Annotated in this window: 14 protein-coding genes; 10 read left to right on the plus strand and 4 right to left on the minus strand. The window is 73.1% G+C overall.

Features of this window, described 5'->3' with window-relative positions; all coding sequences use genetic code 11:
- Positions 1-333 precede the first annotated feature (333 nt).
- Together hpf and FHR36_RS15940 are read left to right on the plus strand one after the other, a co-directional pair.
- Positions 334-1,029, plus strand: coding sequence for a ribosome hibernation-promoting factor, HPF/YfiA family (gene hpf / locus FHR36_RS15935; RefSeq protein WP_253797881.1), 696 nt, complete (start codon positions 334-336; stop codon positions 1,027-1,029).
- Between the two features lie 177 nt (positions 1,030-1,206).
- A complete protein-coding gene (locus FHR36_RS15940) occupies positions 1,207-1,938 on the plus strand; it encodes a response regulator (RefSeq protein ID WP_253797882.1) in 732 nt (243 codons plus the stop codon).
- An 84-nt stretch (positions 1,939-2,022) separates the two neighbouring features.
- On the opposite strand, the gene FHR36_RS15945 is transcribed toward FHR36_RS15940, so the two are convergent.
- A complete protein-coding gene (locus FHR36_RS15945) occupies positions 2,023-3,174 on the minus strand; it encodes a winged helix-turn-helix domain-containing protein (RefSeq protein WP_253797883.1) in 1,152 nt (383 codons plus the stop codon).
- A gap of 75 nt (positions 3,175-3,249) precedes the next feature.
- Positions 3,250-3,789, minus strand: a complete 540-nt coding sequence (locus FHR36_RS15950) for a GNAT family N-acetyltransferase (protein ID WP_253797884.1) — start codon at positions 3,787-3,789, stop codon at positions 3,250-3,252.
- Between the two features lie 276 nt (positions 3,790-4,065).
- On the opposite strand from FHR36_RS15950, the gene secA reads away from it, so the two are divergent.
- Entirely contained in the window at positions 4,066-6,816 is a 2,751-nt protein-coding gene (secA, locus tag FHR36_RS15955; protein ID WP_253797885.1) for a preprotein translocase subunit SecA, read from the plus strand.
- A 94-nt stretch (positions 6,817-6,910) separates the two neighbouring features.
- Here secA and FHR36_RS15960 read toward each other — a convergent pair whose 3' ends face one another.
- Complete coding sequence (locus FHR36_RS15960) at positions 6,911-7,459, minus strand: Rv3235 family protein (protein ID WP_253797886.1); 549 nt, start codon at positions 7,457-7,459, stop codon at positions 6,911-6,913.
- A gap of 261 nt (positions 7,460-7,720) precedes the next feature.
- Here FHR36_RS15960 and FHR36_RS15965 point away from each other — a divergent pair, with 261 nt between their 5' ends.
- The 5 genes from FHR36_RS15965 to FHR36_RS15985 all read left to right on the plus strand — a co-directional run bounded on the left by FHR36_RS15965 (position 7,721) and on the right by FHR36_RS15985 (position 17,191).
- Positions 7,721-8,875 carry a patatin-like phospholipase family protein gene (locus FHR36_RS15965; RefSeq protein WP_253797887.1) on the plus strand — a complete coding sequence of 385 codons (1,155 nt, stop codon included), beginning with the start codon at positions 7,721-7,723 and terminating at the stop codon, positions 8,873-8,875.
- Positions 8,876-9,014: 139 nt separating this feature from the next.
- The gene (locus FHR36_RS15970; protein ID WP_253797888.1) at positions 9,015-9,524 is read left to right on the plus strand and encodes a DUF6912 family protein; all 510 of its coding nucleotides are present in this window, start codon (positions 9,015-9,017) and stop codon (positions 9,522-9,524) included.
- Between the two features lie 29 nt (positions 9,525-9,553).
- Positions 9,554-10,210 (plus strand): HAD family hydrolase, encoded by a 657-nt coding sequence (locus FHR36_RS15975; RefSeq protein WP_308199368.1) that lies wholly within the window; start codon positions 9,554-9,556, stop codon positions 10,208-10,210.
- Between the two features lie 93 nt (positions 10,211-10,303).
- Complete coding sequence (gene pruA / locus FHR36_RS15980; RefSeq protein WP_253799314.1) at positions 10,304-11,956, plus strand: L-glutamate gamma-semialdehyde dehydrogenase; 1,653 nt, start codon at positions 10,304-10,306, stop codon at positions 11,954-11,956.
- A gap of 294 nt (positions 11,957-12,250) precedes the next feature.
- A complete protein-coding gene (locus FHR36_RS15985; protein ID WP_253797889.1) occupies positions 12,251-17,191 on the plus strand; it encodes an NAD-glutamate dehydrogenase in 4,941 nt (1,646 codons plus the stop codon).
- Between the two features lie 200 nt (positions 17,192-17,391).
- Here FHR36_RS15985 and FHR36_RS15990 read toward each other — a convergent pair whose 3' ends face one another.
- Entirely contained in the window at positions 17,392-20,193 is a 2,802-nt protein-coding gene (locus FHR36_RS15990) for an FtsK/SpoIIIE domain-containing protein (RefSeq protein ID WP_253797890.1), read from the minus strand.
- 249 nt (positions 20,194-20,442) lie between these two features.
- Here FHR36_RS15990 and FHR36_RS15995 point away from each other — a divergent pair, with 249 nt between their 5' ends.
- Together FHR36_RS15995 and FHR36_RS16000 are read left to right on the plus strand one after the other, a co-directional pair.
- Positions 20,443-22,314: a serine/threonine-protein kinase gene (locus FHR36_RS15995; RefSeq protein ID WP_253797891.1), complete on the plus strand. Its 1,872-nt coding sequence runs from the start codon at positions 20,443-20,445 to the stop codon at positions 22,312-22,314.
- Positions 22,315-22,444: 130 nt separating this feature from the next.
- Positions 22,445-23,710 (plus strand): serine/threonine-protein kinase, encoded by a 1,266-nt coding sequence (locus FHR36_RS16000; protein WP_253797892.1) that lies wholly within the window; start codon positions 22,445-22,447, stop codon positions 23,708-23,710.
- Positions 23,711-23,712 lie beyond the last annotated feature (2 nt).

The raw sequence follows: 23,712 nt of genomic DNA on the forward strand, positions 1-23,712 counted from the left end.
ACTTGCGCCATACGGTGGGCGGTACAAGGCGTGTTGTCCAGACGTTTACCACCCTTTCACCCGGAGGAGGGTAAACAGGGTGGAACAGCTGTACAGCCAGCCCTGCGCACCTATGTAGTTCGATCGGGGAGGCGAGATCCGCGGGGCAGGTGTTCGATGAAGCTCCGGGGGTTTCAACCGCTCCTGGTGGGGAGGAAGTGAGGTGAGGGCCAGTCGCACCCGCCGACCCCGGTGAAACCGACGTGGTCGACGGACTGGCTGGTCCGGCTGGGTCTCATGCCGATCCGGTACGCAATCCGGTATCGGCGTCAGCACAAGGGATCGGAGTTCTGCGTGGACATCGTCGTCAAGGGCCGCAAGACCGAGGTGCCCAAGAGGTTCCGCGAGCACGTGGCCGAGAAGCTGGAGAAGGTCCAGAAGTTCGACACCAAGGCGATCAGCCTGGATGTCGAGGTGTCCAAGGAACACAACCCGCGGCAGGCCGACCGCTCCGATCGGGTGGAGATCACCCTCCGCAGCCGTGGCCCGGTGATCCGGGCCGAAGCCGCCGCCACCGACCCGTGGGCGGCGCTCGACCTCGCCTCCGCGAAGCTGGAGGCGCAGCTGCGCAAGTCCGCCGACCGTCGCAGGGTCCACAAGGGCGGCGGCAACGGCCGCACCCCGGTCAGTGTGGCCGAGGCGACCGCGGCCCTGGCCTCGCTCCCCGCGACGGCGCCGAGCGAGGGCGGCTACAACGGTTCCGCCCGCAAGACGATGCAGGGTTCCGTGGAGGTGGAGGGCGACGGTCCGCTCGTCGTCCGCGAGAAGACGCACTCCGCCGCGCCGATGTCGCTGGACCAGGCGCTGTACGCGATGGAGCTCGTCGGCCACGACTTCTACCTGTTCCAGGAGAAGGACAGCGGCCTGCCGAGCGTGGTCTACCGCCGGCACGGATACCACTACGGCGTGATCCACCTGAAGGAGGATCTGACCGCCACGGGTGACACCGCCGGTGCCGGCGGTGCGATCAACGGGCCGGACGAGGACTGACCTGCGCCCCACCGGCCGCTCCCGCAGCACAATCCGACAGCAGTGAACGCACCGGTGACCCCGGCGGCCGTGGCCGCCGGGGTCACCCAGCTGGGCGGCGCGACGGCGGAGGGTGATCACGGCGGCCGGTCGTGGAATGATTGGCCCGTCATCGACCGGTAGCCGGGGGAGGAGCGGATGGGGGAGCTGTCGCGCGAGGGGCAGGGACACGGACCCGAGGGGCCCGGGTACCCGCCGCGTCGCGCCGAGCCGATCCGCGTGCTCGTGGTGGACGACCACGCCCTGTTCCGACGAGGCCTGGAGATCGTCCTGGCCGAGGAGGAGGACATCAAGGTCATCGGTGAGGCCGGGGACGGCGCGGAGGCCGTGCTGAAGGCCGCCGACCTGCTTCCGGACATCATCCTGATGGACGTCCGGATGCCGCGCCGCAGCGGGATCGAGGCGTGCACCGCGATCAAGGACGTGGTCCCGAGCGCGAAGATCATCATGCTGACGATCAGCGACGAGGAGGCCGACCTCTACGAGGCGATCAAGGCGGGCGCCACCGGCTACCTGCTCAAGGAGATCTCCACCGACGAGGTGGCCACCGCGATCCGCGCGGTCGCCGACGGGCAGTCGCAGATCAGCCCCTCGATGGCGGCCAAGCTGCTCACCGAGTTCAAGTCGATGATCCAGCGGCGTTCGGACGACCGGGAGTTGGTGCCCGCACCGCGGCTGACCGACCGTGAGCTGGAGGTGCTCAAGCTGGTGGCGACCGGGATGAACAACCGGGAGATCGCCAAGGAGCTCTTCATCAGCGAGAACACGGTGAAGAACCACGTCCGCAACATCCTGGAGAAGCTGCAGCTGCACTCCCGGATGGAGGCCGTGGTCTACGCGATGCGCGAGAAGATCCTCGAAATAGGCTGACCCGCCGGGCTCCGCCGGGTCGGCGGAGCCCGGAATCGGGGAGACGGAACCCGGGGGCCGGAATCCGGAGCCCGGACCGGCCGCTCAGCCGAGCAGCTTCTCCAGCGGCGCCCGCAGCGACTCCTCCGCGAGCGCCTCCACCCGTACCGTGTCGCAGTTCACCCACGCGGCGGCCTCGAGCAGCGCCTCGGCCAGCGCCTCCAGGTGGCGCGGCGACTCCAGTGAGACCTGCTTGGCGACCAGCGTCCGCCCCTCCCGGGCCGGATCGACCCGGCCGACCAGCCGGCCGCCGGCCAGCAGCGGCATGGCGAAGTACCCGTGCACCCGCTTGTGCTTGGGCGTGTACGCCTCCAGCCGGTGGGTCATCCCGAAGATCCGCTCGGTGCGGGCGCGGTCCCAGATCAGCGAGTCGAACGGGGAGAGCAGCGTGGTGCGGTGGCGCCCGCGGGGCTCGGCGGCCAGCGCCTCGGGGTCGGCCCAGGCGGGCGCGGACCAGCCCTCGACGCTCACCGGCACCAGCCCGGACGCCGGCAGCGCCGCCTCCACCTGATGGCCCTTCAGGCGGTGATAGTCCATCAGGTCGGCCCGGGTGGCCACCCCGAGCGCGGCCCCGGCCTGCGCCACCAGCTGCTCGACGCACTCCGCGTCCGACAGCTCCCGGCCGAACAGCTCGGCCGGGATCGCCTGCTCGGCCAGCTCGTACACCCGCTTCCAGCTGCGCCGCTCGGTGCACACCACGTCGCCGAAGGCGAGCGCCCGCTCGACTGCGATCTTGGTGTCCGACCAGTCCCACCACTCGCTGGTGCGCTTGGCCCCGCCGAGCTCGGTGGAGGTCAGCGGGCCCTCGGCGCGCAGCTTGTCCAGCACGTGCCGGTAGGTCTCCGGCGACACCTGGTGGCCCCAGAGGTTGCCGCGCTCCCGGTAGGACCGGCGGCGGAAGGCGAACAGCGGCCACTCTTCCACCGGCAGGATGCAGGCGGCGTGGGACCAGTACTCGAAGGTGGTCTCCTGCCCCCAGTACGCCCCCTCCACCGCCTTGCGGCCGACCGCGCCCAGACGCGCGTACGGCACCAGCTCGTGCGAGCGGGCCAGCACCGAGATGGTGTCCAACTGGACTGCGCCCAGGTGCCGGAGCACCCCGCGGACCCCGCCTCGGCGGTCGGGGGCGCCCAGCAGCCCCTGCGCGCGCAGGGCGATCCGGCGGGCCTGGTCGGCGGACAGCGACGAGACGGTCATGCCGCGAGGGTAGAACGCCCCACTGACAACGCAGCGCGGGCGGCCCCCGTGGCCGGCCCCCGCAGCCGGACGGGGTCAGCGCGGGTCGGTGGCCAGCAGCGAGCCCATCCAGCAGTCCCGGTACGTGCCGCGCTGCTGGTCGTACGAGCGCAGGGTGCCCTCGAAGGTGAAGCCGAGCCGGTCGGCGAGCGCCCGGGAGGGCTTGTTGCCGACGTAGGCCACCCACTCCAGGCGGCGCAGGCCGAGTTCGGCGAACGCCCAGGCGATCACCGCGCGGGACGCCTCGGTCGCGTAGCCGTGGCCGCGCTGCCCGGCGGCGTTCCAGAAGCCGATCTCGCCGGTGCCCGGCCGGCCGGCCTTCAGGGCGACGCCCTGGGTGCCGACCAGCGCGCCCTCGGCGGTGCGCACCACGAAGGTGGCGTTGGTGCCGGACCGCCACCCCTCGGGGGCGAGCCGGTCCACGAAGAACTCGGCGTCCGAGCGGCTGTACGGGGAGGGAACGACCGTCCAGCGCTGGATCTCGGGGTCCTGGCAGGCGGCGGTGATCTCGTCGACGTCCGACGGGTGGGGCGCGGCCAGCACCAGGCGCCCGGTTTTCAGGGTGGGAGTCTCCATGATCGGATTGTTCCGGAGAGTGGATTCGGCGCCCATTCGTTTTTCCCGGGGAACCTCCGGCGGTGCTCGACGGTTGAGCAGGACACGGAGGACCGGTCGGTGACCGGTTTGCCCGCTCGGGTGGCGGTTCGTGGGTTTTGCCACCGCGGGAGACACGGGAATACCGTGCTGACGGACCTCCCGGCGGCTTGGCCTCCTCGCATACGATGGCCCGTACGGTGGGGTAGGACTCGCCGCAAGTCATCCAGAGCCGATCCAGGCAAGGAGCCCGCTCACGTGTCCGTCTTCGACAAGATCCTGCGCGCAGGCGAAGGTAAGATCCTTCGCAAGCTGCAGCGGATTGCTGCCCAGGTCAACTCGATCGAAGAGGACTTCGTCAACCTCACCGACGACGAGCTGCGCGCACTGACCGACGAGTACAAGGCCCGCCTCGCCGACGGCGAGTCGCTGGACGACCTCCTCCCCGAGGCCTTCGCCACCGTCCGCGAGGCCGCCAAGCGCGTCCTGGGCCAGCGCCACTACGACGTCCAGCTCATGGGCGGTGCCGCGCTGCACTTCGGCCACGTCGCCGAGATGCGCACCGGCGAGGGCAAGACCCTGGTCGGCACCCTGCCCGCGTACCTCAACGCGCTGACCGGCAAGGGCGTTCACCTGATCACGGTCAACGACTACCTCGCCGAGCGCGACTCGGAGTGGATGGGCCGGGTGCACCGCTTCCTCGGCCTCGAGGTCGGCGTGATCCTGGCGAACATGACGCCGGCCGAGCGCCAGAAGCAGTACGCGATGGACATCACGTACGGCACCAACAACGAGTTCGGCTTCGACTACCTGCGCGACAACATGGCCTGGTCGCAGGAGGAACTCGTCCAGCGCGGCCACAACTTCGCGATCGTCGACGAGGTCGACTCGATCCTGATCGACGAGGCCCGTACGCCGCTGATCATCTCCGGCCCGGCCGACCAGGCGACCAAGTGGTACGCCGACTTCGCCAAGCTGGTCACCCGCCTCAAGATCGACCGCGACTACGAGGTCGACGAGAAGAAGCGCACCGTCGGCGTCCTGGAGGACGGCGTCTCCCGGGTCGAGGACTACCTGGGCATCGACAACCTCTACGAGTCGGTGAACACCCCGCTGGTCGGCTTCCTGAACAACGCCATCAAGGCCAAGGAGCTGTACAAGCGCGACAAGGACTACGTCGTGATGAACGGCGAGGTCATGATCGTCGACGAGCACACCGGCCGCATCCTGGCCGGCCGCCGCTACAACGAGGGCATGCACCAGGCGATCGAGGCCAAGGAAGGCGTCGAGGTCCAGAACGAGAACCAGACGCTGGCCACCATCACCCTGCAGAACTTCTTCCGCCTCTACGACAAGCTGTCCGGCATGACCGGTACCGGCACCACCGAGGCGGCCGAGTTCCACCAGATCTACAAGCTCGGCGTCGTCCCGATCCCGACCAACAAGACCCCCAAGCGCATCGACCAGCCCGACCTGATCTACAAGTCGGAGCCGGCCAAGTTCGCCGCCGTGGTCGAGGACATCGCCGAGCGCCACGAGAAGGGCCAGCCGGTCCTGGTCGGCACGGTGTCCGTCGAGAAGTCCGAGTACCTGTCGCAGGAGCTGCGCAAGCGCGGCATCCCGCACGAGGTGCTCAACGCCAAGCACCACGAGCGCGAGGCGCAGATCGTCGCCCAGGCCGGCCGCAAGGGCGCCGTCACCGTCGCCACCAACATGGCCGGCCGCGGCACCGACATCATGCTCGGCGGCAACCCCGAGCACCTGGCCGCCGCCGAGCTCGCCCAGCGCGGCATCACTCCCGAGGACACCCCGGAGGAGTACGAGGCCGCGTTCCCGAGCGCCCTCGAGAAGGCCAAGGCCGCGGTCAAGGCGGAGCAGGAGGAGGTGCAGGAGAACGGCGGCCTGTACGTCCTCGGCACCGAGCGCCACGAGTCCCGCCGGATCGACAACCAGCTGCGCGGCCGCTCCGGCCGCCAGGGCGACCCGGGCGAGTCCCGCTTCTACCTGTCGCTCGGCGACGACCTGATGCGCCTGTTCAAGGCCGGCATGGTCGAGCGCGTGCTCTCCATGGCCAACGTGCCCGAGGACGTGCCGATCGAGTCCAAGATGGTCACCCGCGCCATCGCCTCCGCGCAGACCCAGGTCGAGCAGCAGAACTTCGAGATCCGCAAGAACGTCCTGAAGTACGACGAGGTCCTCAACCGCCAGCGCGAGGTCATCTACGGCGAGCGCCGCCGCGTCCTGGAGGGCGAGGACCTGCAGGAGCAGGTCGGCCACTTCATGGACGACACCGTCGCCGCCTACGTCCAGGCCGCCACCAGCGAGGGCTTCGAGGACGACTGGGACCTCGACAAGCTGTGGACCGCCCTCAAGCAGCTCTACCCGATCACCCTCGACCTGGACGAGGTCGAGGAGGAGGCCGGCGAGAACGGCGGCTTCACCCCCGAGTTCCTCACCAAGGTCCTCCAGGAGGACATCCAGGCCTCCTACGGCCGCCGCGAGGACCAGCTCGGCGACCAGATCATGCGCGAGCTCGAGCGCCGCGTCGTCCTCTCGGTGCTCGACCGCCGCTGGCGCGAGCACCTCTACGAGATGGACTACCTGCAGGAGGGCATCGCGCTGCGCGCCTACGCCCAGCGCGACCCGCTGGTCGAGTACCAGCGCGAGGGCTTCGACCTGTTCTCCGCGATGATGGAGGGCATCAAGGAGGAGTCCGTCGGCTACCTGTTCAACCTGGAGGTCCAGGTCGAGCAGCAGGTCGAGGAGGTCCCGCTCGCGGACGAGATCAGCCTCGAGAAGGAGGCCCGTCCGGAGATCAAGGCCAAGGGCCTGGAGGCGCCGGAGCGCAAGAAGCTGCACTACACCGCCCCCTCCGGGGAGATCGGCGGCGGTGTGGTCGAGGGCGACTTCGACGAGGACGGCCTGATCGACAACGGCGACGGCCTCACCCGCGCCGAGCGCCGCAAGGCCGCCAAGGCGGCGGGCAAGGGGCGCCGCCGCAAGGCCTGACGGCCGGTCGCCGCGAACGCGGCTGCGAACCGATGAGGGCGTCATCCCGGGAGACCGGGGTGGCGCCCTCGCCGTTTTCCCCGACGTGCGCTGATCAGTGCGCCTCGACGGCCGTGCACTGCCACTGGGCGGTGCGGTGGTGCTGCTCCAGGCGGAACGCCACCATGTGGTGCCGGTGGCCGAACTCGACCCGTACGCAGACCTCCAGGGCGCCCGGGCCCGGCGCGGAGTCGTAGACCCGGCCCAGCCGCATCCGGGACGCCCCGCCGCGCGGCCGCAGCGGACCGGTGCGGACCAGGGCGGTTAGCTGCTGGTAGCCGTTCATGGTGGTGTGGCGCTGGAGCTGGCCGACCGGGCGGACGCCGGTGAGGACCTCGACCAGGCGGTGGGCGAAGCGGGCGGCGAGGTCTCGGTGGGCGGGGGTGGTGCCGGGGCTGTGCGCGGTGCAGGCGGCCCGGGGGTGGCGGGGCGAGCGGGGGCCGCCCGCGGCGGCCGGGTGGGGCGAGCGGACCGGGCGGCGCGGGTGCGGGTGGCCGGGGGCGTGCACGGCGTGCACCAGCGGGCGGATACGGGGTGCGGGTAGGGGCGCGGGTACGGGCGCGGGCGGAGCTGCGGGGGCGGGCACGGTTGCCTGGTCGGTCATGGCGGCTGCCTCTCGGTCGGATCGTTCGTGTCCTTGCTATCGGCGGCTCCCGCGCGCGGCAAGAACCGGTGGAGCAAGGGGTGGGGCGGTGTCGGGCTGTCACCTATCCGGGTGAGAACCGCGTCGGTGCGGGCCCGTCGCGGCCGACGTCCGATACAGGTGGTTGACGCGAGCGGGTGATCGACAGGGCACGAAGGGGGACGTCGTAACCGGGATTACCCGGAGGTAGGGAGCAGGATCGAGGGACGGAGGTGGTGACGGGTGACCCAGGGCGGCGTTCGTTCCGAGGACACGGGGGAGCGGGCGGCGGGCCCGGTCCGGCGCGGGCTGGTGCTGGGCGGCGGCGGCATGCTCGGCGCCGCCTGGACGATCGGCGCCCTCGCCGCCGTCGAGGAGGCCACCGGCTGGCACCCCGGAGCAGCCGCCATCGTCCTCGGCACCTCGGCCGGTTCGGTGCTCGGCACCATGCTCGCCGCCGGCGTCCCCCTCACCGACCTGCGCGACCACCAGCTCGGCCGCCCGGTCACCCGCGGACCGCTCGCCGACGTCGACTTCGACTACGCGACGGCGGTCGGCGGTGCGATGCCCCCGCGCCCGGCCGTCTCGATCGGCTCGCCCGGGCTGCTGCGGGACGTCGTCCGGCACCCCCGCGACTACCCCTTCCTGACCATGGTCTCGGCGGCCGTGCCCACCGGTCGGGGCTCCGTCGCGCCGCTGGGGGAGCTGGTCCGGCACCTGGTCGGCACCGACGGCTGGCCGCCCGGCTCGCCGCTGCGGGTCGCCGCCGTCGACTACCGGACCGGCCGCCGGGTGGTGTTCGGCGACCCCGGCGCGCCGCGCGCCGCGGTGGCGGACGCGGTGATGGCCTCCTGCGCGATCCCCGGCTGGTTCGCCCCCGTCCAGGTCAACGGCAGCACGTACGTGGACGGCGGTTGCTGGTCCGCCACCAACGTGGACCTGATGGTCGGGCGCGGACTGGACGAGGTGTACGTGCTGGCGCCGATGGCCCTGCGACTGCATCCGCAGGGGCGGGCCGAGCCGGGGCGCGGGACGCTCGCCGCGCTGCGGGAGTGGCGCGAGCGGGAGCGGGGCGAGCGGGGCGAGCGGGGCGAGCGGGGGGATCGGCCGAAGGGGGCGCTCGCGCAGCTGGTCAGCCGGTACCGGCGGGCGGTGACACGGCAGATGCTGCGGGAGGCGAGGGAGTTGCGGGCGACCGGGACGCGGGTGCACCTGATCGCGCCGACGCTGGCGGACCTGGCGGTGATGGGGACGAACATGATGGACCCGGGGCGGCGGGAGGAGACGATGGAGACGGCGGTGCTCACCACGCGCGATGCGCTGATGGCGAACCCAGGGGCGCGGGGAACTGCGCGCGGCGGCAGGGCAGGTGGGGTACTCGGCGACGTTCCGGAGTGACGCGCGGCCCCTTCCGTTTCGCGCAGTTCCCCGCGCCCCTGGGGATGCCCGATCCCGCTGGGTTCCCGCGCCCCTGGGTTGGCGTCACCCGCGGACGGATACGCTTCTGCTCCGAGGTTCGTCGAGGAAGGTGCCTGCGATGCGCGTGTACGTGCCCACCACGGTGCGGGGTCTGGCCGCCGCGCATCCCGACGGTGCGCTGGAGGAGTCGGCGGCCTACGCGGTGACGCCGGCGCTGCGGGAGTGGTACGTCAGCGACGACATCGAGGAGTTGGAGTACGCGGCGCTGAACCGGGCGGCCCAGTCCTCGCTGCGGCTGCTGGCGGCGGACCCGCAGGCGCCGCGGCGCCGGGTGGTGGTGGCGGTGGAGGTCGCCGATTCGGCGGTCGCGCCGTTCCCGGGGGACGAGTACCAGGACCAGGCGTCGCTCGGCCGGGTGGTGCTGCGCGGGCCGGTGCGCCTGGCGAAGGCGGCGGCGGTGCACGCGGACGCAGCGGACACGGACGTGGTGGCGGACGTGACGGCGGCCGCGGCGGTGATCGAGGCGGCGGACAAGGGCGACCAGGACGCCCAGTTCACGGTGGACGGCGCCGAGGACCACGAGTTGCTGTGGTTCGCGACCCAGGAGGTTCCCGGCCTCTTGGCGTGAGCGTCGGGGCCGGGTCGTACCCTTCAGGGGTGCAGAGTCATATCGTCTGGGACTGGAACGGGACGCTCCTCCACGACATGGAGGCGGTGCTCGGTGCGAGCAACGCCGCCTTCGCGACGGTCGGCATCGGGCCGATGACGTTGCAGGAGTACCGGGAGCAGTACGAGATCCCGATCCCCCGGTTCTACGAGCGGCTGCTGGGGCGGATGCCGACCGAGGCGGAGTGGCTGGCGCTCGACGGGGCGTTCCACGACCGGTACAGCGAGCTGTTCCCGGCGGCGGGGCTGACCGAGGGGGCGCTCGCGCTGCTCACCGGGTGGCGGGCGGCGGGTCGCAGCCAGTCGCTGCTGTCGATGTACGAGCACGAGCGGCTGGTGCCCGCGGTGGAGGGCTTCGGGCTGACTCCGGAGTTCCTGCGGGTGGACGGGCGGACGGGTGCGTCGGGCGGGCGGAAGGCCGTTCATCTGGCGCGTCACCTGGCCGCCCTGGACGGGCAGGTCGATCGGAGGCGTACGGTGTTGATCGGTGACGCGGCCGACGACGCGGAGGCCGCCCTGGAGTCGGGGATCCACGCGGTGCTGTACACCGGCGGGTCGCACTCGCGGGAGAAGCTGGCGAAGGTCGGCGTCCCGGTGGTGGACAGCTTGGCCGAGGCGGTCGGGATCGCGGAGCGGATCGCCGGCTGAGGGCCGGCCCGCGTGTCAGCGCGGACGTTGCCGACGCGGCTGGTCACCCTGGACCCACCGCCCAGCCCTCGACCCGTACGGAGCGCCATGCCGATCGACGCCGTCACGCAGGTCCCGCCGCCGGCCAACGAGCCGGTGCGCGACTACGCTCCGGGCAGCCCGGAGCGGGCCCGGTTGCTGGCGAAGCTGGACGAGCTGGCGGCGGAGCCGGTGCCGCTGCCGATGACGATCGCGGGCGAGCAGCGGTTCGGCGGCGGCGAGCGGATCGACGTGGTCCAGCCGCACCACCACGCGGCGAAGCTGGGGGTGCTGGGCAACGCGACGCACGCGGATTCCCAGCTGGCGGTGGACGCGGCGCTGGCGGCGGCGCCGGAGTGGCGTTCGCTGTCGTTCGACGACCGGGCGGCGGTGTTCCTGCGGGCGGCCGACCTGCTGGCCGGGCCGTGGCGGGAGACGCTGGCGGCGGCGACCATGCTGGGCCAGTCGAAGACGGCGTACCAGGCGGAGATCGACGCCACCTGTGAGCTGATCGACTTCTGGCGGTTCAATGTGCACTTCGCGCGGCAGATCCTGGCCGAGCAGCCGCTGTCCGGGCCGGGGGTGTGGAACCGGGCGGACCACCGGCCGCTGGAGGGCTTCGTCTACGCGGTCAGCCCGTTCAACTTCACCTCGATCGCCGGCAACCTGCCGACCGCGCCCGCGCTGATGGGCAACACCGTGGTGTGGAAGCCGGCGCCGACCCAGACGCTGTCGGCGTTCCACCTGATGCGCCTGCTGGACGCGGCCGGCCTGCCGCCCGGGGTGATCAACCTGGTGACCGGCGACGGTCAGGCGCTCTCCCAGGTGGCGCTGGCCAGCCCGGCGTTCGCCGGTCTGCACTTCACCGGCTCCACCGCGACGTTCCAGCAGCTGTGGCGGACCATCGGCGCCAACATCGGCGGCTACCGCGGCTACCCGCGGATCGTCGGGGAGACCGGCGGCAAGGACTTCCTGGTCGCCCACCCGTCGGCCGACGAGGCGGTGCTGCGGACGGCGATGATCCGCGGGGCGTTCGAGTACCAGGGGCAGAAGTGCTCGGCGCTGTCCCGGGCGTACCTGCCGCGCAGCGTGTGGCTGCGGATCAAGGACGAGTTCCTGGCCGAGGTGGACGCGCTGACCGTCGGCGACGTCACCGACCTGTCCAACTTCATGGGTGCGCTGATCGACGACCGGGCGTACGGGCGGAACGTGGCGGCGATCGAGCGGGCGAAGCGGGACCCGGCGGTGGAGCTGGTGGCGGGCGGGCAGTACGACGACGCGATCGGGTACTTCGTCCGGCCGACCGTGCTGGTCTCCGGGGACCGGCGCAACGAGATCTTCTCCACCGAGTACTTCGGGCCGATCCTGGCCGTGCAGGTGTACGAGGACGCCCGCTGGCCGGACGTGCTGGACCGGGTGGACCAGGCGGCGCCGTACGGGCTGACCGGCGCGGTGATCGCGCAGGACCGGCGGGCCATCGCGCAGGCGGTGGAGCGCCTGCGGTTCACCGCCGGCAACTTCTACATCAACGACAAGCCGACCGGCGCGGTGGTCGGCCAGCAGCCGTTCGGCGGCGGCCGGGCGTCGGGGACCAACGACAAGGCGGGTGCGGCGCAGAACCTGATGCGCTGGACGTCCACCCGCTCGATCAAGGAAACATTCGTGCCGCCGACGGACTACCTGCACCCCCACATGGAGTGGGCGCCGGAGCCCGGGCACCGCGGCTGACCGTTCCGTCGCGATCGCGGGACGGATTGGACAAGGTGTCCAGGAAGGATGGATCTTCCTGCGGGTTTGCTCCTCTGTGTCCCCTGACACCTTCGTTTCCTCAGGTTAGGCTGACTGGCGTCGCCGGACCGGTCCCGCAGTCAAAAGGATCTGTCGTACCCAGGCGAAGGGCGTCCCATGCGTGGCACGAGCGCCTTTCATCCTGGACGTGCGGGAGTATTGCGGACGGACCCGGCGGTGCACACCCAGCCACCACCGAGTCACGCAACGGCGCGCGACAGGAGCCAAACAGTCATGCAGACCAAGCTGGACGCAGCCAAGGCCGAACTGCTCAGGAAGGCAGCAGCAGCCGCTGAGAACAGCCAGGTAGGGGGAGCGGCGCCAGGTGAGGGCCTGAGCAACGGCGCTCTGGCCGCGTACCTGCACCACTACTACCTCCACACCGCGCCCGAGGACCTGCTCGACCGGGACCCGGTCGACGTCTACGGCGCGGCGGCCTCCCACTACCGGTTGGGACTGAAGCGTCCCCAGGGCACCGCCGAGGTCCGGGTCTCCACCCCGACCGTCGAGGAGAACGGCTGGTCCTGCGGCCACACCGTGGTCGAGGTCGTCACCGACGACATGCCCTTCCTGGTCGACTCGGTCACCAACGAGCTGACCCGCCTGGACCGCGGCATCCACGTGGTGATCCACCCCCAGCTGGTCGTACGCCGTGACATCACCGGCAAGCTGCTGGAGATCCTGGACATCGACGCCTGCTCGCGCAGCCAGGCCGCCGGCGCCGAGTGGCCGACCGACGCCGTGGTCGAGTCCTGGATGCACATCGAGATCGACCGCGAGACCGACCGCGACGACCTGCGCTCCATCGAGACCAACCTGCGCCGCGTCCTGGGTGACGTCCGCGAGGTGGTCGAGGACTGGTCCAAGATGCGCGACTCGGCCCTGCGCCTGGCCGACGAGCTCGCCGAGGAGCCCCCGGCCGGCCTGCAGGAGCAGGAGGTCGGCGAGGCCTGGGAGCTGATGCGCTGGCTGGCCGACGACCACTTCACCTTCCTCGGCTACCGCGAGTACGACCTGGTCGAGCACGAGGGCGAGGAGGTGCTCAAGGCGGTCGCCGGCACCGGCCTCGGCATCCTGCGCTCCGACCCGCTCAGCCACGACACCGGCCACCACCCGGTCAGCGAGGCCTTCGGCCGGCTGTCCGCCCCGGTCCGGGCGAAGGCGCACGAGAAGAAGCTGCTGGTCCTCACCAAGGCCAACAGCCGCGCCACCGTGCACCGCCCGGCCTACCTCGACTACGTCGGCGTGAAGAAGTTCGACGCCAACGGCGAGCCGATCGGCGAGCGCCGCTTCCTCGGCCTGTTCTCCTCCGCCGCCTACACCGAGTCGGTCACCCGGATCCCGGTCGTGCGCCGCAAGGTCCAGGAGGTGCTGACCGGCTCCGGCTTCTCCAGCGAGAGCCACGACGGCCGCGACATGCTCCAGATCATGGAGACCTTCCCGCGCGACGAGATGTTCCAGACCGCGCCGTCGGAGCTGCTCTCCATCGCCACCAGCGTGCTCTACCTGCAGGAGCGCCGCCGGCTGCGGCTGTTCCTGCGCCAGGACGAGTACGGCCGCTACTTCTCGGCCTTCGTCTACCTGCCGCGCGACCGGTACACCACCCGGATCCGCCTGGCGCTGATGAACATCCTCACCGAGGAGCTCAGCGGCGTCGCCATCGACTACACCGTGTACGCGACCGAGTCGGTGCTGACCCGTCTGCACTTCGTGGTGCGGGTCGCCCCCGGCACCGAGCTGCCGCACCTGTCCGACGCCGACGTCGAGCGGATCGAGAACCGCCTGGCCGAGGCCGCCCGGTTCTGGATGGACGGCTTCCACGACCAGCTGCACACCGAGCTGGGCGAGGAGAAGGCCGCCGAGCTCGGCCACAAGTACGCCAACGCCTTCCCCGACGGCTACCGCGCCGACTTCCCGCCGCGCGCCGCCGTCGCCGACCTCAAGCAGATCGAGTCGCTGGCCGGCGAGGGCGACTTCCGCCTCAACCTGTACCAGCCGGTCGGCGCCGGCGACGACGAGCGCCGCTTCAAGATCTACCGGGTCGGCGGCCCGATCTCGCTCACCGAGGTCCTGCCGGTCCTCCAGCGCCTGGGCGTCGAGGTCCTCGACGAGCACCCGTACGCGCTGCGCCGCTCGGACGGCACCACCGCGTGGGTGTACGACTTCGGTCTGAAGCTGCGCGAGGCCACCGAGTTCACCGAGGAGGACCGCGACCGCTTCCAGGAGACGTTCTCGGCCACCTGGACGGGCCTGGCCGAGAACGACGGCTTCAACGAGCTGGTGTTCAGCGCCAAGCTGACCTGGCGTCAGGCGATGGTGCTCCGCGCGTACGCCAAGTACCTGCGCCAGGCGGGTTCCACGTTCTCCCAGGACTACATGGAGGACGCGCTCCGCAACAACACCCACACCACGCGGCTGCTGGTCAACCTCTTCGAGGCGCGGCTCTCCCCGAGCCATCGCTCGGGCGCGGCCGAGCTCACCGACGCGATCCTGGAGGAGCTGGCCGGCGCGCTGGACGAGGTCGTCTCGCTGGACGAGGACCGCATCCTGCGCTCCTTCCTCCACCTGATCAAGGCCACCCTGCGGACCAACTTCTTCCAGCACTCGGCCGAGGGCACCTGGCACAGCTACGTGTCGATGAAGTTCGACCCGAAGGCGATCCCGGACCTGCCGGCCCCGCGCCCGGCGTTCGAGATCTGGGTCTACTCGCCCCGGGTCGAGGGCGTGCACCTGCGCTTCGGCAAGGTCGCCCGCGGCGGTCTGCGCTGGTCCGACCGGCGCGAGGACTTCCGCACCGAGATCCTCGGCCTGGTCAAGGCCCAGATGGTCAAGAACACCGTCATCGTGCCGGTCGGCGCCAAGGGCGGCTTCGTCGCCAAGCAGCTGCCGGACCCGTCGGTGGACCGCGACGCCTGGCTGGCCGAGGGCATCGCCTCGTACAAGACCTTCATCTCGGCGCTGCTCGACATCACCGACAACCTGAAGGCCGGCGAGGTCGTCCACCCGCTCGACGTGGTCCGCCACGACGAGGACGACACCTACCTGGTGGTCGCCGCCGACAAGGGCACCGCGACCTTCTCCGACATCGCCAACGGCGTCGCGGAGTCGTACGGCTTCTGGCTGGGCGACGCCTTCGCCTCCGGCGGTTCGGCCGGCTACGACCACAAGGGCATGGGCATCACCGCCCGCGGTGCCTGGGAGTCGGTCAAGCGCAACTTCCGCGAGCTGGGCGTCGACACCCAGTCCGAGGACTTCACCGTCATCGGCATCGGCGACATGTCCGGCGACGTGTTCGGCAACGGCATGCTGCTCTCCGAGCACATCCGCCTGGTCGCCGCCTTCGACCACCGGCACATCTTCCTGGACCCGAACCCGGACGCCGCGGTCTCCTACGCCGAGCGCCGCCGCCTGTTCGACCTGCCGCGCAGCTCGTGGGACGACTACGACAAGTCGCTGATCTCGGCGGGCGGCGGGATCTTCCCCCGCTCGGCGAAGTCCATCCAGCTCTCCGCCCAGGTCCGCGAGCGGCTCGGCATCGAGTCCGCCAAGCTGACCCCGGCCGAGCTGATGAAGGCCATCCTCCAGGCCCCCGTGGACCTGTTCTGGAACGGCGGCATCGGCACCTACGTCAAGGCCACCGCCGAGACCAACGCCGAGGTCGGCGACAAGGCCAACGACGCGATCCGGGTCAACGGCGCCGACGTCCGCGCCCGCGTCATCGGCGAGGGCGGCAACCTCGGCTGCACCCAGCTCGGCCGCATCGAGTTCGCGGCCCTCGGCGGCCCGGAGGGCCGCGGCGGCTGGATCGACACCGACGCCATCGACAACTCCGCCGGTGTGGACACCTCGGACCACGAGGTCAACATCAAGATCCTGCTCAACCAGGTGGTCGCCGACGGCGACATGACGGTCAAGCAGCGCAACACGCTGCTCGCCGAGATGACCGACGAGGTCGGCCGCCTGGTGCTGCGCAACAACTACGCGCAGAACGTGGTGCTCGCCAACGCCGTGGCCCAGGCCGCGTCGATGGTCAACGTCCACTCCCGCATGATCAACCGGCTGGAGTCGGCCGGGCAGCTCGACCGGGCGCTGGAGTTCCTGCCCACCGAGAAGCAGATCCGCGAGCGGCAGCAGGCCGGCCGCGGCCTGTCCCAGCCCGAGCTGTCGGTGCTGCTCGCCTACACCAAGATCACGCTGGCCGACGAGCTGCTCGCCACCGACCTGCCGGACGACCCGTACTTCCGCGCCGTCCTGCACGAGTACTTCCCGAGCGCGCTGCGGGCCAGGTTCGCCGACGCGATCGACAACCACCCGCTGCGCCGGGAGATCATCACCACGCTGATCGTCAACGACACGATCAACCGCGGTGGCTGCACCTTCGCCTTCCGCCTCCGCGAGGAGACCGGGGCGACCTACGAGGAGATCGCCCGTAGCCACGCGGCCGCCCGCGCGATCTTCGGCCTGGAGCAGATCTGGGACGAGGTCGAGGCCCTGGACAACCAGGCGCCGGCCCGGGTGCAGACCAAGATGCGCCTGCACTCCCGCCGCCTGGTCGAGCGCGCCACCCGCTGGCTGCTCAACAACCGGCGCCAGCCGCTGGACATCGCCGGCACCATCGAGTTCTTCCGCGACCGGGTCGAGCAGGTCTGGGGCAGCCTGCCCAAGCCGCTGCGCGGCGAGGACGCGGCCTGGTTCGACTCGGTGTACGAGGAGCTGGCCGGCGCCGGTGTCCCGGAGGGCCTGGCCACCCGGGTGGCCGGACTGTCCTCCGCCTTCCCGACGCTCGACATCGTCGGCGTCGCGGACCGCTCGGACGCGGACGTGATGGAGGTGGCCGAGCTCTACTACGACCTCGCCGACCGCCTGCAGATCACCCACCTGCTGGACCGCATCATCGAGCTGCCGCGCACCGACCGCTGGTCGTCGATGGCCCGTGCCGCGATCCGCGAGGACCTCTTCGCGGCCCACGCGGCCCTCACCGCCGACGTCCTGGCCGCCGGCCCGGCCGGCTCCTCCCCGGAGGAGCGCTACATGGCCTGGGCCGACCTCAACGGCACCCTGCTGAGCCGGGCGAAGACCACGCTCGACGACATAAGGGGTTCGGACAACTACGAGCTGTCGAGCCTGTCGGTGGCGATGCGGGTGATCAGGACGCTGCTGCGCAGCGGCCGCTGACGCTCGACCACCAGGGGCGCGGGTCCTCGCGCGACCGGCCGGCATCCACGTGATGCACGGCCGGGAGCGCGGGGACCCGCGCCCTTTCGCGTCGAACCCATCCCGGGCCTTGTTCAGGACGGCAGCCCTCGACTCGGGCATCATCGACCGGGCGGGCGGGGCCACGAGGGGAGTCGCGCCCGCCCGGTCACTGCCGGGCGTTACTGCTCGGCGGCCCGCTGGAGGGCGCTGGCCAGCAGGGCGAGGTCGGTGGGGCCGTTGCCGAGTTCGCGGACCGGCCGGCGGGCCGGCGGGGCGCCGAGGTCGGCGGTGTGGAGGGCGACCACGGTCGGACGGAGGGTGGCCGTCCGGGGGATGCGTCCGCTGACCCGGGCGGCCTGGAAGGCGGTCACGCCGCCGTCCGGCCGGCGCAGGAAGCCGCGGCCGGGGGTGGTGTCGGACAGCGTCGCGGCGTCCGGCAGGTGGATGAGCAGGTCGGACTCGGCGGGCTGGTCCGTACGCAGGGCTATCCGCAGCAGCGACGCCTCGTCCAGCTCGGTACCGGCGGTGGCCTCGGGGGCGCCGGTGGCGGCGATCAGGTGGAGGCCGAGGCGTCCGCCGCGCCGGGCGACCTCGGAGAGGGCGCGGGCGAGCGGGCGGCCGGCCGCGGAGGTGGGGGAGAGCAGCGCGTCGTAGTCGTCGACCACCACCACCGCCCGGACCGGTTCGTCGCCGGCAGGCGTGGACGTGGGCGCGGGCGTGGGCGCGGGCCCGGCGTCCGGTGCGCGGCGCGGCTCGACCACCCGGGCGCCGGACGCCCGGGCGACGGCGGCCCCGCCGGGGGCGACCAGGGCGGGGGCGCGGTCGGCGGCCCGGGCGGCGTGCCACTCGGTGAAGCCGCGGCCCTCGAAGCGGTGCTCGCGCAGGTCGAGCTCGTCCAGCAGCGACTGGGCGAGCAGCATGGCCCGCCGGGGGTCGTCGTCGGCGTTCAGGTGCTCGCCGACGTGCGGCAGGTCGGTGCAGCCGCCGAGGCCGCCGTCCTCACCGGCCCGGCGGCCCTCCACCACGGTGATGTCCAGGCGGCCGGGGCGCTCGGAGACGGCGAGCGAGGCGACCAGGGTGCGCAGCAGCTCGGTCTTGCCGGAGCCGGCGGCGCCGCCGATCAGCAGGTGCGGGCCACCGCTCTCGCCGGGCTCGACCAGGTCGGGGTCGGCCAGGTCGAGGGCGCAGGTGTCGTCCTCGCGGGAGGTGCCGAGCAGCGCGGTGGCGCTGCCCGCGCCGGGCGGCAGGGCGGACCAGCTCGCGGCGAGCTTGGCGGGCGACACGCTCTCCAGCCGCAGCAGGTCGAGCAGGCGCAGGGCCTCCGGCAGCGGGCCGCGGGCGGCCGGGGCGGCCTCGCGGAGCGGGGCGAGGACCCGGGCGAGCCGTTCGGCCCAGGCGGGCGAGACGGCGTCCAGGGCGACCTCGTCGACCTGCTCGCGGGCGCCGGCCGCGGGGCGCTCGACGGTCAGCAGGGTGCCGACCTCGCCGGTGACCAGCGCGCGGGCGCCGAGGCCGGCCGGCAGCCGCTCGGGCAGGTCGGCCAGGCAGACGGTGAAGACGCCGACCGCAGGGCCCTGGCGCAGCAGGACGGCGAGCGCGTCCCGGGCGGCCTGCCCGCCGGGGTCGCCGTCGACCACCAGGACGGTCGCCGGGGCACCGGCGGAGGCGGTGGCCAGCTCGGCGAGCCGGGCCTCGGCCTGCTCCGGGCCGAAGCCGAACAGCTGCCGGCAGGCCTGGCCGTGGGCCGGCCGCAGGTGGGGGAGCCACTGGGCCCAGGTCCACTCGGCGGCGGTCTCCGGCTCGGCGGCGACCACCACCACGCTGAGCCCGCTCGGCGGGTGCAGGGCGGCCAGCTGGGCGACCACGGCGCGGGCCAGGCCGGCCACCCGGTGGCGCGGTCCGGCCAGGCCGAGGCTGCCGGCGGTCTGCAGGTCGACGGTGACCGGGACGGCGGGCAGCAGCGTGCCGGGGGCGGTGCCGGCGCCGCCCGGCCGGTCGGCGGTGCCCAGCCGCAGGGTCAGCGCGTCCGGGTGGGCCGGGCCGCGCTCCCACAGCCGCGGTCCGGCCGACAGGGCGGTGAGCAGCAGGGCGGCCGGGTCGGGCCAGCGTTCGCGCTGGGCGGCGGCCTGCCGGGCCCGGGCGGCGGCGTGCTGCTGGGCGGCGTCCGGCCGGGGGGACTCGGGGGCCTTGGCGCGGCGCAGCGAGAGCAGCGAGCGGCTGCGCCCGGCGGGCTGCGCGGGCTCCGGCTCGGGGGCGGGTACGGGCTGCGCGAGGTGGGCGCGGGCGGCCGGCTGGGGGGCGATCCTCAGGTGGCCCTCGCCGTCGGGCGCGGGCTCGCGGGCCGGGGAGGGGGTCGCCGCGGCCTTCGGGCGGTGGACCTGGAGGGTGGACTCGCCGATCCGGACCAGTCCGCCGTCGGCCAGCTCGGCGCTCTCGTCCCGCAGGAAGCGCTGGTCGGCGCCGGCGCCGCGGGGCTCGTCCAGCACGGTGCCGTTGGTGGAGCCGAGGTCGCGGACGGTGACCCGGCCGTCGGCGGCCAGGTGGAGCGCGAGGTGCAGCCGGGAGACGTCCGGGTCGTCCAGCGGGACGTCGGCCTCGGAGGAGCGGCCGACCCGGATCTCCTCGCCGTGCAGGTGGTGGACGCCGCCCGCGTCGGGCCCGCCGACCACCCGCAGCTCGGCGGCGTGCGGCTGCGGCCCGTCGTCCTCGGTCGCGTCCGGGTCGGGCTCGTTCAGGCAGAGCACCGCGCCGTCCAGCAGCGGGGGGCGGCCCAGCGGGGTCGACTCGTCGAGCCGCCGCGCGCCCGCGTACAGGTGGACGTGGGTGGCCGAGCGGGGACCGCGGACGCCGACGGCCCCGGCCAGGGCGTGCGCCACCGAGCCGAGCGCCGTTCCGGCCGGGGCCGTGACCAGGACGTCGGTGGAGGCGCCGGCACCCGACGGGCCGCTGCGCGGTCGAAGGACGGTGAGCCGGATCTGCATCTCGCCCCTGTGTCCCTTCTGCACACGTGTGGTGCCTGCCATCCTGCCACCCGGGAGGGACAGCCCGCGTACGGTACCGGATTTGACGATCTTGCGATCATCGCCATGGTGGGCCGGACGGAACGTCAGGTCAAGGCAGGCCGTGGTCAGCGTGCCGGGCCGCTGACCAGGACACCCGCCGCTCGCCTCGGAAAGCCGCTCGGACACCGTTAGAGTTGCCGAAAACAGGGGCCAGCGAGGAGTGCACAGGTGCGGCCAGTCGGCAGCAAGTATCTGCTCGAGGACAGCCTCGGGCGCGGGGCCACCGGCACCGTGTGGCGCGGCCGGGTCCGCGAGGACGTCGCGGTGCCCGGGCTGCAGCCCGGACAGGCCGTGGCGATCAAGGTGCTGCGTGAGGAGCTGGCCGCCGACCCGGACGTGGTGATGCGCTTCCTGCGGGAGCGCTCGGTGCTGCTGCGCCTCAGCCACCCCAACATCGTGCGCACCCGCGACCTGGTGGTCGAGGGCGAGCTGCTGGCCCTGGTGATGGACCTGGTCGAGGGCCCGGACCTGTTCCACTACCTGCGGACCAACGGCCCCCTCTCGCCGATCGCCGGCGCGCTGCTGATGGCCCAGGTCGCCGACGCGCTCGCGGTCAGCCACGCCGACGGCATCGTGCACCGCGACCTCAAGCCCGCCAACGTGCTGCTCGCCACCACGCAGAGCGACGGCGAAGAGCGCATGTACCCGATGCTGACCGACTTCGGCATCGCGCGGCTGGCCGACTCCCCGGGCATCACCCGTACCCACGAGTTCGTCGGCACCCCCGCGTACGTCGCCCCGGAGTCCGCCGACGGCCGCCCGCAGACCGCCGCGGTGGACGTCTACGGCGCCGGCATCATGCTGTACGAGCTGGTCACCGGCCGCCCGCCGTTCCAGGGCGACGGCCCGCTGGCCGTCCTCCAGGCGCACCTGGCCCAGGAGCCGGAGCGCCCGCGCACCATGCCCGAGCCGCTGTGGACGGTGATCGAGCGCTGCCTGCGCAAGAACCCGGCCGAGCGCCCCACCGCCGTCTCGCTGGCGCACGCCCTGCGGGTGGTCGCGGCCGGGGTCGGGGTGCACGCCGCCCCGGCGGCCGTGGACGCGGCGCTGTCGGTCGGCGAGCTGCTGGTCACCGACCCGGCCCTGGCGGCAGCCGCGGCCGTCGCGGCCGCTGCCGCCACCGGCGGCGCCGACCCGACCCAGGTGCTGCCCACCCGCGGCTTCGACCCGGCGGCGGCCACCCAGGTGATGGGCCACGCCCCGACGCCCGGCGCCGCCGAGGACCGCACCCAGGTGATGGGCCAGCCCGCGGCCGCGGCCGGCGCGGCCGACCGCACCCGGGTGATGCCCCCGATGCCCGCCGGGGCGCCCGGCGCTCCCGCTGCGCCGGCCGCGCCGGAGACCCCGCACCCGTGGCAGACCCAGCTGCGCGCCGCCCGGGACCGCAACCAGCAGACCGAGATCGGCTACTTCGACCCGGACGAGCTCAGCCGCCCGCAGGTCGCCCCGCAGCCGTACCAGGCCCCCAGGCCCGGCCAGGGCCCGCAGCAGGGCCCGCCGCAGGGCCAGCGCCCCGGGCAGGGCCCGCAGGGCTACGGCCGGCAGCCCGGCAACCGCGCCCCCCAGGGCTACGGCCAGCAGCAGCCGCCGGCCGGCGGCCGGTACGCGCCGCAGGGCGGCCACGCCCAGCGCCCGCCGGTGGCCCCGCCGCCGTACCAGGCGCAGCGCCCGGGCCAGGGGCAGGGCTACGGCGCGCAGCCGCAGGGCCACGGGCAGCCGCAGGCGTACCCGCCGCCGGCGCCGGCCCCCGCGCAGGCCCCGCAGCGGCGGGCCGAGCCGCAGCCGCAGCGCCGCCCGGAGCCGCCCGCGCCGCAGTACCGCGAGCCGGAGCCCCGCGAGCCGCGCCGGCGCAGCCGCAACCGGATGTACATCCCGGGCCTGGGCTGCCTGAAGGGCTGCCTGATGGTGCTGCTGATCCTGGCGATCGCCGCGGTCGCGCTCTGGAACTTCACCCCGCTCCCGCACTGGTGGGAGAACGTGCAGACGTGGTGGGGCGAGGCGCAGACCTGGCTGAGCAGCTTCTCCGGAAGCTCACATTGACGATTTGTCGACAAATTTGAAGATTTCTTTCCGGCAAGGGCCCTGCCAGGAGCCGTCCGGGGCTCCCGGAGGGCCCCCGGGCGCGTAGGTTGTTCGCTGAGCACCGACCTCACGAGCCCACGGAGCAGCATTGGCACGCAAGATCGGCAGCCGGTACACGGTCCACCAGGTGATCGGCCGGGGCTCGGCCGGGACGGTGTGGCTCGGCGAAGGCCCGGACGGTCCCGTGGCGGTCAAGCTGCTGCGCGAGGACCTGGCGTCCGACCAGGTGCTGGTCGGCCGCTTCGTCCAGGAGCGGTCCGCCCTCACCGGCCTCGACCACCCCAACGTGGTCGGGGTCCACGACATGGTGGTGGACGGCAGCGACCTGGCCCTGGTGATGGACCTGGTCCAGGGCAGCGACCTGCGCAGCCGGCTCGAGCGCGAGGGCGTGCTCAGCCCGCAGGCCGCCGCCTCGGTGATCGCCGACGTGGCCGAGGCGCTGGCCGCCGCCCACGCCGCCGGGATCGTGCACCGCGACGTCAAGCCGGAGAACGTGCTGCTCGACCTGGCCGCGGCGCCCGGCCCCGGCGGAGTGCCGCGCGCCAGGCTCACCGACTTCGGCATCGCCCGCCTGGTCGACGCCCCCCGGCGCACCCGGGCCACCCGGATCATCGGCACCCCGGACTACCTCGCCCCCGAGATCATCGAGGGCCTGGAGCCGCGCGCCGCGGTCGACATCTACGCCCTGGCCACCGTGCTGTACGAGCTGCTCACCGGCGCCACCCCGTTCGGCGGCGGGCACACCGGCGCGGTGCTGCGCCGCCACGTGACCGAGAACGTCCCGCCGGTCCCCGGGATGCCGGACGGCCTGTGGCGGATCATCTCCGAGTGCCTGGCCAAGGCCCCCGCCTCCCGGCTGCGCGCCGCCGAGCTGGCCGCCCGGCTGCGCGAGCTGCTGCCCTCGCTGGCCGGCCTGCCGCCGCTGGCGGTCCCCGCGCCGCGCAGCCCCGTCGAGGAGCAGCTCACCCCGGGCGAGGCCGTCTACGCCGAGGTGGACGCCGGCAGCGGCACCCACCGCCGCCGCCGCGGCCCCGCCGTGCCGCTGGTCCCCGCGCCCTCCCCGGACTCCACCCGGGACACCCACACCAGCCTGCGCCGCCCCTCCCCGCAGGAGCTCGCCTCCTACGCCGCCGAGTCGCGTGCCCAGCGCACCGCCGCCCCGCAGAGCCACCGGCGCAGCCGGGCGGCCCGGATCCGGCTGCGCCGCACCCTCGCGGTGGTGGTCGCCGTGGTGCTCCTGCTGGCCGGCGCGGCCGCCGCGTTCGCGGCCTTCGCCGCCGAGCCGCCGCACGGCGGGAAGGCGTTCACCGGCCTCTCCGGGCCCTCCCGGGGAGCCTTCGACCCCCCGCTGTAGCC

The sequence above is a fragment of the Kitasatospora cinereorecta genome (assembly GCF_024172095.1).
GTDB lineage: Bacteria > Actinomycetota > Actinomycetes > Streptomycetales > Streptomycetaceae > Kitasatospora > Kitasatospora cinereorecta.